The sequence below is a fragment of the Streptomyces capoamus genome (genome assembly GCF_014654935.1).
In the GTDB taxonomy this organism is placed as follows: Bacteria; Actinomycetota; Actinomycetes; order Streptomycetales; family Streptomycetaceae; genus Streptomyces; species Streptomyces capoamus.
In genome coordinates this window covers 23,813-32,882 of record NZ_BNBF01000025.1, presented here as the reverse complement: position 1 = coordinate 32,882, position 9,070 = coordinate 23,813, and the positions used below count along the sequence as shown (strand labels likewise).

Sequence of the window (9,070 nt, the reverse complement as noted above, 5' to 3'; positions counted from 1 at the left end):
GGCGACAACGGCGCGAGCACGCCCGAGGACGACGACCCGTTCGGCTACCTGTACGCAGACGGCCAGGCCAGGGGAGCCCAGCCGCCGTCCGGCGGCGGTTACGGCTATCCGAACTCGGTCAGCAGAGTGCGTGCGGTCGGCGAGCGTTCCTACGGCGCACAGCAGGCGCCGCCGCAGGCCACGTACGGCCAGGGCGGGCCCCAGCAGGGTGCCTACGGCCAGCCGAACGCCCACTACCAGGCCCCCGAGACGCTGCCCGGCGGCGCCCCGGCCGGCCGCCGGGGCGCGCCGCCCGCGCCCGGCCGCCGCGGACCCAACACCAAGGGCCTGCTCATCGGCGCGATCGCCGTCGTCGCGGCGGTCGTCATCGGCATCGGCATCGCGATGATCAACGGCAACACGGACGACGACAAGTCCGGCAACGAGGCCGGCCCCGCCCCGACCCAGTCCCGGACCGGCTCTCCGAGCCCGTCGGGGAGCGCCTCCAACGCGCCGGGCGAGCTGCCGAAGTCCGACGCCGTCGCCCTCCAGCTGGCCGGCGGCGCGACCAAGACGACGGACGTACCCGGCGCGAAGGCGGCCGGCGGCACCTATGTGGGCGGCTTCAACCAGACCGGCTCCTCGATCACCTGGACCCTGAACGGCATCCCCGAGGCCGGCAAGTACAGCCTCTTCGTCGGGTACAGCGTCCCGGGCAAGGACGCCACCGCCACCCTCACGGTCAACGGCACGGCGTCCAACACGCCCGCCGGACTGAAGAACTGGGCGAAGGCCGCGGAGGGTGACTACGCGAAGGGCTGGACGAAGACGTACAGCTGGATCCAGCTCAACAAGGGAGCGAACACCATCAAGCTCTCCTGCGAGCAGGGCAACCAGTGCGACGCCCTGATCGACCAGATGTGGCTGGTGAAGGGCTGGGTCAACTCCAGCGGCTGACCCCGGGTCGTCGCCTCACACCGCCGTCACCGACACCCGCGCCAGGAGCTTCTCGTAGGCCGCGGGGTCGAACTCGCCCGCCGCGGGGGCCCGTACCGTCGCCGCCGACAAGGCCACCGCGCGGATGAGGCGGTCCGGCCAGGGGAGGTGCTCCACCAGGCCCGACAGCAGGCCGGCCACCGCCGAGTCGCCGGCGCCGGTGGGGTTGCCGAGTTCGGGAGCGGGCGGGACGGCGCGCCAGCGGCCGTCGGCGGTGACGGCGAGGAGGCCGTCGGCGCCGAAGGAGGCGACGACCGCGTGGGCGCCGCGCCGGCGGGCGTCCTGGGTGGCGCGCAACGGCTCGTGCGAGCCGGTCAGTTCGGCCAGTTCGTCGGCGTTCGGCTTGATGATGTCCGGGCGGGCGGCGACCCCGCGGCGCAGCGGCTCGCCACTGGTGTCCAGCAGTACCGGGATGCCGGCCGAGCGGGCCGCGCGGACCAGCTTCGCGTACGCCCCCACCGGCACCCCCGGCGGCAGGCTGCCGCACAGGGCCACCGCCGAGGCGCCGGACAGCAGGTCGTCGTACCGGTCCAGGAAAGCGCCCCACTCGCCCGGGGTGATCTGTGGACCCGGCTCGTTCAGCTGGGTGGTGTCGCCGGCCGTCTCGTCCACGACCGCGACGGTCCGCCGGGTCGCCCCGGCTATCGGGACCAGCGCGTCCACCGGTCCGGGCGTCCCCGCGAGCGCCTCCCGCAGCAGCTCGCCGGTCGGTCCGCCCGCGAACCCGGTGAGCGTCACCTCGTGCCCGAGGGCGGCCAGCACCCGGGCCACGTTCACGCCCTTGCCGCCGGGCCGTTCGGTGACCTGGGAGACGCGGTGCGAGGCGCGCGGGCGCAGTGACCGTACGCGGTAGGTGATGTCGAGAGCGGTGTTCAGCGTGACCGTGAGGATCACCCGGGCCGACCTCCCTCGATGTCCGTGCGCCTGTCTCGGTTTCCGGGGCCACGATCATGCCAAAGAGACGGCGGCCGGCCCAGTGCGCGGGTCGGTCACCGTCTCCGGACGGGGGTTACGGATCAGGGCAGTTGGGGCGCTACCACCCATTCGCCCTGCCGCATCACGCCCTTCAGCGCGAAGTCCGCGTCCAGCAGGACCAGGTCGGCGTCCTTGCCGGGCTCCAGGGAGCCGACGCGGTCGGACAGGCCGAGCAGACGGGCCGGGGTGGCCGACAGGGCGGCCACGGCGTCCTCCACCGACAGCTTGTCGACGGTCACCGCCCGCTGGAAGGCGCGGTCCTGGGTGAGTGTGGACCCCGCGATCGAGCCGCCCTCCACGAGCCGGGCCACGCCCTCGCTGACCTCGACCTCCAGCGGGCCGAGCATGTAGCGGCCGTCGCCGGTGCCGGCCGCGTCCATCGCGTCGGTGATGAACGCCACGCGGTGGGCGCCCGCGTGACGGAACGCCAGCTGCAGCGCGGCGGGGTGCAGGTGGACGCCGTCGTTGATCAGCTCGACCGTGACCCGCTCGTCCTGGAGCAGGGCGGCGATCGGGCCGGGCGCGCGGTGGTTCAGGGCGGGCATGGCGTTGAAGAGGTGGGTGGCGACCGTGGCGCCCGCGTCGATCGCCTGGACCGTCTGCTCGTAGCCGGCGTCGGTGTGCCCGACGGCCGCGATGACGCCGTGTTCGGCGAGCAGCCGTACGGAGTCGATGCCGCCCGGCAGCTCGGTGGCGAGGGTGACCATCTTCGCCTTGCCGCGCGCCGCGTCGATCAGTTTGCGGACCTCGGCCGGGTCCGGGTCGCGCAGCAGCCCCTCGGAGTGCGCGCCCTTGCGGCACGGGGAGATGAACGGGCCCTCGAAGTGGATGCCGGCGATCTCCCCCTGTTCGGCCAGTTCGCTCAGCAGGCCGGCCTGGCGGACCAGCAGGTCCATCTCGTCGGTGACGGTGGAGGCGACGAGGGTGGTGGTGCCGTGGGCGCGGTGCGTGCGGATGGCGGTGAGGGCGTCCTCGGCGGTGCCGGAGAAGGAGGCTCCGCCCCCGCCGTGGTTGTGGACGTCGACGAAGCCGGGGACCAGCCAGTGGCCGCTGACGTCGACGGCGCGGGCGCCGGCCGGCGCGTCCGCCGCGATGCGCCGGCCGGCCACGGCCACGCGGCCGTTCGGCACCGTTCCGGTGGGGAGCACCACGTTCGCGCCGGTGAGCACGGTTTCCCGCTCGGTTGCCATCAGGTGCGTACCTCCGGAGTCGTTGAAGGGGCGGTCAGCAGGGCCTGCGCGAGCAGCCCCGCACCCAGGCACCCGGCCGTGTCCCCCAGGGCCGCCGGCACGATCGCGGGCGGTCGCTGGAAGGTGACCCGTTGCCGGACGGCCTCCCGCAGGGGTCGGAACAACACTTCCCCCGCCTCGGCCAGCCCGCCACCGATGATCAGCGTGCGGGGGTCCAGCAGGGTGAGGGCGGTGAGCAGTCCGTCGGCGAGCGCGTCGACCGCCGTCCGCCAGACCCGGACGGCGTCCGGGTGGCCGGACGCGACGGCCCGCGCGCAGTCCGCGGCGTCCGCGTCCGGGTCGCCGCAGGCCGCGGCCCAGGCCTCGCTGACGGCGGCGGCGGAGGCGTACCGCTCCAGGCAGCCGCGCTGCCCGCAGGGGCAGGCGGCCCCGCCGGGGCGTACGACGATGTGGCCGATCTCGCCCGCGAAGCCGTGCGCGCCGGACTCCACCCGCCCGTCGATGCCGATGGCGCCGGCGATCCCGGTGCCCAGCGGCACGAACAGGAACCGGTCCGCGCCCCGGCCGGCGCCGATCCGGCCCTCGGCGAGGCCACCGGTGCGGACGTCGTGGCCGAGGGCGACGGGCAGCCCGAGCCGCTCGGTGAGCAGTGCGCGCAGCGGTACGTCCCGCCAGCCGAGGTTGGCGGCGTAGACGGCGGTGCCGGTGTGCTCGTCGACGATGCCGGGGACGGCGATGCCGGCCGCGCCGGCGGGTTCGCCGTACCGCTCGACGCCGTGGTCGCGCAGTTCGGCGGCGAAGTCGAGGATGCCCGCGAGCACGGCGTCGGGGCCGCGCTCGCGGCCGGTGGCGCGGCGGGCGCGGTGCAGCAGCGTGCCGTCGTCGCCGACGAGGGCGGCCTTCATCCCGGTACCGCCCACGTCGAGGGCGATGACATGTCTCACCACGGGGCCTAGTGTGACCCTCCCACCCGCGAGAGGTCTAGTCCACTCACGTGGTGTAGACCTTATGTGTCCATATGTTGAACGGTCAGACAGCAGGGTTGGGGTTTTGAGGGTGCGTCGGCTTACGGCAGGAACGATCGCGGTGGTGTCCGCACTGGGCATGACGGCGGTGCTCGGCGGCTGCGGGAGCACGGGCTCCTCGGACGTCACCCTCAGAATCGTCGCCGCCGACTACGGCGACTCCGCCGCCAACAGCTCCAAGAAGTACTGGGACGCGCTGGCCGCGCAGTACGAGAAGCAGCACTCCGGGGTGAAGATCGAGGTCAGCGTCTACTCCTGGAACGACGTCGACCGCAAGGTCAAGGAGATGGTCGACGCCGGCCACGCCCCCGACCTGGCCCAGATCGGCGCCTACGCCGACTACGCCGCCGCGGGCAAGCTCTACCCGGCCTCGGACCTGCTCTCCATCCGCACCCAGGCCGACCTCCTCTCCCAGCTCGCCGACGCCGGCGAGTGGAAGCACACGCAGTACGGCATCCCGTTCGCCGCGTCCACGCGCGTGCTGTTCTACAACAAGACCCTGTTCGCCAAGGCCAACCTCACGCCGCCCACCACCTGGGCCGAGCTGGCCGCCGACGCCAAGGCGCTCAAGGCCCAGGGCGTGAAGTACCCGTACGCGCTGCCGCTCGGGCCCGAGGAGGCCCAGGCCGAGACCATGCAGTGGCTGCTGAGCGGCGGCAACGGCGGCAGCGGCTACACCGACGACGTCGGCACCTACACCATCGACTCCGCCGCGAACGTCGCCACCTTCACCTGGCTCAAGGACGAGCTGGTCGGCAAGGACCTGACCGGTCCGGTCGCGCCCGGCAAGCTCAACCGCGCGGACGCGTTCGCCGCGTTCGCCGACGGCCAGGTCGGCATGCTCAACGGGCACCCGACGCTGATCCAGCAGGCCGAGAAGAAGGGCGTGAAGTTCGGCATGGTGCCGATGCCGGGCCGCACCGGCAAGGCCAGGGCGTCCATGGGCGTCGCCGACTGGATGATGGCCTTCCGGCAGAACGGGCACGCCGACCGGATCGGCGACTTCCTCGACTTCGTCTACAGCGAGAAGAACGTGCTGGACTTCTCCCGGAAGTACGGGCTGCTGCCGGTCACCGGGTCCGCCTCCAACGCCATGGCGGCCTCCGACGCCCCCGCCGACAAGGCCCTGCAGCCCTTCCTGGAGCAGCTGCCCACCTCCGAGCTGTACCCGGTGGGCAAGACCTCCTGGGCGGCGATCAGCGCGGCCGTCAAGCAGAACATCGGCCAGGCGGTCGCCCCCGGCGGCAACCCCGCCGCCGTCCTGACCCGCCTGGAGTCCACGGCCGCGGCGGCCGACAGCAGCAGCGCCGGCTGAGCCCGCTGTCCGTGCCCGCCGCTACCGTGGCGGGCATGGAACTGGGCACCCGAGAGAAAGCCGTCCTCGCCCTGGAGCGCCGCGCCTTCCCCGGCCCCGGCGCGAAGGAGCGGGCGATCCGGGAGGAGCTGGGCCTCTCCCCGGTCCGCTACTACCAGCTCCTCAACGCCCTGCTGGACGACGAGCGGGCCCTGGCCCACGACCCGGTCACGGTCAACCGCCTGCGCCGGGTGCGCGAAGCGCGCCGCCGGGAGCGCTGAACCGGTGGGGGCCGTCCAGGCGTGAGCGGGCCGCGGCCGGATACTGTCGCGGTATGGATCCGCTGCCCACCCCGCAGACCCAGCCCGGCCGGGACGGCCTCGCCGCCCTGCTCGCGCAGCCCCGCACCGCGCTGATCGGCCTGGACTTCGACGGCACCCTGGCCCCCATCGTCGCCGACCCCGAGCAGGCCCGCGCCCACCCCGGCGCCGTGCCCGCGCTGGCCGCGCTCGCCCCCGAGGTGGCCTCCGTCGCCGTGATCACCGGCCGCCCGCCCGAGGTCGCGGTCCGCTACGGCGGCTTCGCCGGCGTCCCCGGCCTGGAGCACCTCACCGTCCTCGGCCACTACGGCGCCGAGCGCTGGGACGCGGCCACCGGCACGGTCACCGCCCCGCCCCCGCACCCCGGCGTGGCCGCCGTCCGCGCCGAGCTGCCCGGACTGCTGGAGCGCGCCGGCGCCGGAGAGGGCACCTGGATCGAGGAGAAGGGCCGGGCCCTCGCGGTCCACACCCGCCGCGCCGCCGACCCGCAGGCCGCGTTCGAGTCCCTGCGCGGGCCCCTCGCCGACCTCGCCGGCCGGCACGGCCTGATGGTCGAACCCGGCCGCCTGGTCCTGGAACTGCGCCCGCCGGGCATGGACAAGGGCGTGGCCCTGCTGGACCACGCCCGTGCCGTCGGCGCCGGATGCGTCGTCTACGCCGGCGACGACCTCGGCGACCTCCCCGCCTTCGCCGCCGTCGAGGAGCTGCGCGCCGCCGGCACCCCCGGCCTGCTGGTCTGCAGCGGCAGCACCGAGGTCGCCGAGCTGGCGGAGCGCGCCGACCTGGTGGTGAACGGCCCGGAGGGCGTCGTGGAGCTGCTCGGGGCGCTGGCCGCTCAGCTCGACGCCGGCTGACCGGTCAGCGCGTTCAGCTGGTCCAGGAACCACCGGGCCGGCGGCAGCGCCGTCGCGGCGGCGGCCAGCCGCTTCGAGCGCTCCGCCCGCTCCGCCGCCGGCAGGGTCAGCGCCTCGTGCAGGGCCCGTGCCGTGCCCGCGATGTCGTACGGGTTGACCACGAAGGCGTCCTCGCCGAGCTCCTCGTAGGCCCCGGCCTCCCGGGACAGCACCAGCGCGCAGCCCTGGTCGGAGACGACCGGGACCTCCTTGGCGACGAGGTTCATGCCGTCCCGGATCGGGTTCACGAGGGCCACGTCGGCCAGCCGGTACGCGGCCAGGGAGCGCGCGAAGTCGTCCTTCACGTGCAGCACGACGGGGGTCCAGCCCGGCGTGCCGTACCGCTCGTTGATCTCCGCCGCGACCCGCTGCACCTCGGCCGTGTACTCCCGGTACACGGCCAGGTCCTGCCGGGACGGGTAGGCGAACGCCACGTGGACGACCTTCTCCCGCCACTCGGGACGGTCCGCCAGCAGCTGCTCGTAGGCCAGCAGACCGCGCACGATGTTCTTGGACAGCTCGGTGCGGTCCACCCGGACGATCGTCTTCCGGTCGGGTCCGATCTCCGCGCGCAGCGCCGCCATCCGCTCGTCCACGTCCGGCTCGTGCGCCCGCCGCCGCAGGAAGTCGGCGTCCGCGCCCAGCCCGTGCACCCCGATCTCGGTGCCGGACGGGATGCCGGGGCCGAGCACCGCGTGGCAGCAGTCGGTGAACGCGTCCGCCCACCGCCGGGTGAGGAACGCCGCCCGGTCCGCGCCCAGGATGCCGCCGAGCAGTTCGGCCGCGATGTCGTCGGGGAGCAGCCGGAAGTAGTCCGGCGGTGCCCAGGGGGTGTGCGAGAAGTGGCCGATGCGCAGGTCGGGACGGAGCTGGCGGAGCATGCGGGGGGCGAGGGCCAGGTGGTAGTCCTGGATCAGCACCGCCGCGCCCTCGGCCGCCTCCTCGGCCAGCGCCTCGGCGAACGCCCGGTTGTAGGCCTCGTACGACGCCCACTGCCGCCGGAACTCCGCGTCGAAGACCGGCTCCAGCGGGGTCTGGTACAGCATGTGGTGGACGAACCAGAGCACCGAGTTGGCGATGCCGTTGTACGCCTCGGCGTGCACGGTCGCGTCGACGTCCAGCATCCGCACCCGCTGCCCGCCGGTGTCCCCCTCCGGCAGCAGCCCGCCGTCGGCGCGCCGCACGGCCGCCCGGTCGCCGTCGCCGAGCGCGGCGCACACCCATACCGAGCCGGCGTCGGAGCCGATGGCGGACAGTCCCGAGACCAGTCCGCCGCCGCCCCGTCTGGCGTGCAGCACACCGTCCTCGCCCAGCTGGTAGGAGACAGGGCCGCGATTCGACGCGACCAGCACCTGAGCCTTTGCAGCAGCACCCGTGGAACCCATACGCCTCAACCTAGCCCGGCCCGGAAACACTCAAACGTACGTGCCGTCCGGCGGGTGCCGGGGCGGGCCGCCGTATACGGCGGCTTCACGCCACCTTGCGCGCGGCGTACTCCGCGATCTCCGCCATGGGCGGCCGCTCCTCGGTGTCCACCGAGTAGGTGCGCGGCTCGAACCCGTCCTCGCCGCGCACGAACTGCGTCAGCGCGGGCCGGACGAGGTGCCCGCGGGCGAGCCGCAGCTGGGCCGTGCGGTAGATCGCCGCCGCCATCCGGCCCAGGGCCTGCCCGTCCTGGTGCCGGTGCTTGCGCACGCCCAGGTCGACCTGCGCCAGCGCGTCCAGGCCGGCCAGGTGCAGGGCGTCGACCAGCATGCCCAGCTCCACGCCGTAGCCCACGGGGAACGGCAGCTGTTCCAGCAGCGAGCGGCGGGCCGCGTACTCGCCGCCCAGCGGCTGCACGAACCCGGCCAGCTGCGGCCAGTGCATGTTCAGCAGCGGGCGGGCCATGAGTTCCGTGACCCGGCCGCCCTGTCCGGAAGCGCCCGCCAGCGGACGGTCGTACATGCCCTTGACCAGCTCGACGTCCGGTTCGGTGAGCAGCGGGCCGACGAGCCCGGTGACGAAGTCGGAGGAGAACTCCCGCAGGTCCGCGTCGATGAAGCAGACGATGTCCCCGCCGGTCACCAGCAGCGAGCGCCACAGCACCTCGCCCTTGCCGGGCACGGCGGGGATGCGGGGCAGGATGTCGTCGCGGTGGACGACCCGGGCGCCCGCGCGCGCGGCGACCTCGGCGGTGCGGTCGGTGGAGCCGGAGTCGACGACCACGACCTCGTCGACGAGCGGGACCTGGTCCACGAGATCGTGCCGGATCACCGCGACGATGTCACCGACCGTCTCCTCCTCGTTCAGCGCGGGCAGGACGACGCTGATCGTCCGGCCCGTGCGCTGCTTGGCGGCCAGGACCTGGTGCAGCGGTCGGTCGGCCACGGACCAGGAGCGGGTGCTCAGCCAGCGC

The 9,070-nt window shown here is 74.1% G+C and carries 9 protein-coding genes; 4 read left to right on the top strand and 5 right to left on the bottom strand.

From position 1 onward, the window contains the following. The coding region (locus tag IE312_RS30885) for a CBM35 domain-containing protein (RefSeq protein WP_189985563.1) at positions 1–936 on the top strand (936 nt) is incomplete at its 5' end. Positions 937–951: 15 nt separating this feature from the next. Here the strand turns inward: IE312_RS30885 and IE312_RS30880 are convergent. The 3 genes from IE312_RS30880 to IE312_RS30870 all read right to left on the bottom strand — a co-directional run bounded on the left by IE312_RS30880 (position 952) and on the right by IE312_RS30870 (position 4,084). Beyond that, the gene (locus IE312_RS30880; RefSeq protein WP_189985562.1) at positions 952–1,869 is read right to left on the bottom strand and encodes a 1-phosphofructokinase family hexose kinase; all 918 of its coding nucleotides are present in this window, start codon (positions 1,867–1,869) and stop codon (positions 952–954) included. A gap of 122 nt (positions 1,870–1,991) precedes the next feature. Next, complete coding sequence (gene nagA, locus IE312_RS30875) at positions 1,992–3,140, bottom strand: N-acetylglucosamine-6-phosphate deacetylase (RefSeq protein WP_189985561.1); 1,149 nt, start codon at positions 3,138–3,140, stop codon at positions 1,992–1,994. Then, the gene (locus IE312_RS30870) at positions 3,140–4,084 is read right to left on the bottom strand and encodes an ROK family protein (protein ID WP_189985628.1); all 945 of its coding nucleotides are present in this window, start codon (positions 4,082–4,084) and stop codon (positions 3,140–3,142) included. The genes nagA and IE312_RS30870 overlap by 1 nt, the downstream gene beginning before the upstream one ends. 112 nt (positions 4,085–4,196) lie before the next feature. Here IE312_RS30870 and IE312_RS30865 point away from each other — a divergent pair, with 112 nt between their 5' ends. From IE312_RS30865 to otsB, 3 genes are read left to right on the top strand one after another with little or no spacing between them, the layout of a single operon-like run. Continuing rightward, on the top strand, positions 4,197–5,480 hold the full coding sequence (locus IE312_RS30865; RefSeq protein WP_440862375.1) for an ABC transporter substrate-binding protein: 1,284 nt from the start codon (positions 4,197–4,199) through the stop codon (positions 5,478–5,480). Positions 5,481–5,515: 35 nt separating this feature from the next. Then, positions 5,516–5,740, top strand: coding sequence for a DUF3263 domain-containing protein (locus tag IE312_RS30860; protein ID WP_189985559.1), 225 nt, complete (start codon positions 5,516–5,518; stop codon positions 5,738–5,740). A 53-nt stretch (positions 5,741–5,793) separates the two neighbouring features. After that, positions 5,794–6,633 (top strand): trehalose-phosphatase, encoded by an 840-nt coding sequence (gene otsB / locus IE312_RS30855; protein ID WP_189985558.1) that lies wholly within the window; start codon positions 5,794–5,796, stop codon positions 6,631–6,633. Here otsB and IE312_RS30850 read toward each other — a convergent pair. Then, positions 6,615–8,057: an alpha,alpha-trehalose-phosphate synthase (UDP-forming) gene (locus IE312_RS30850; RefSeq protein ID WP_189985557.1), complete on the bottom strand. Its 1,443-nt coding sequence runs from the start codon at positions 8,055–8,057 to the stop codon at positions 6,615–6,617. The two genes, otsB and IE312_RS30850, sit on opposite strands and share 19 nt — an antisense overlap. 85 nt (positions 8,058–8,142) lie before the next feature. After that, on the bottom strand, positions 8,143–9,070 hold a 928-nt coding region (locus tag IE312_RS30845), incomplete at its 5' end, for a glucosyl-3-phosphoglycerate synthase (protein ID WP_229900637.1).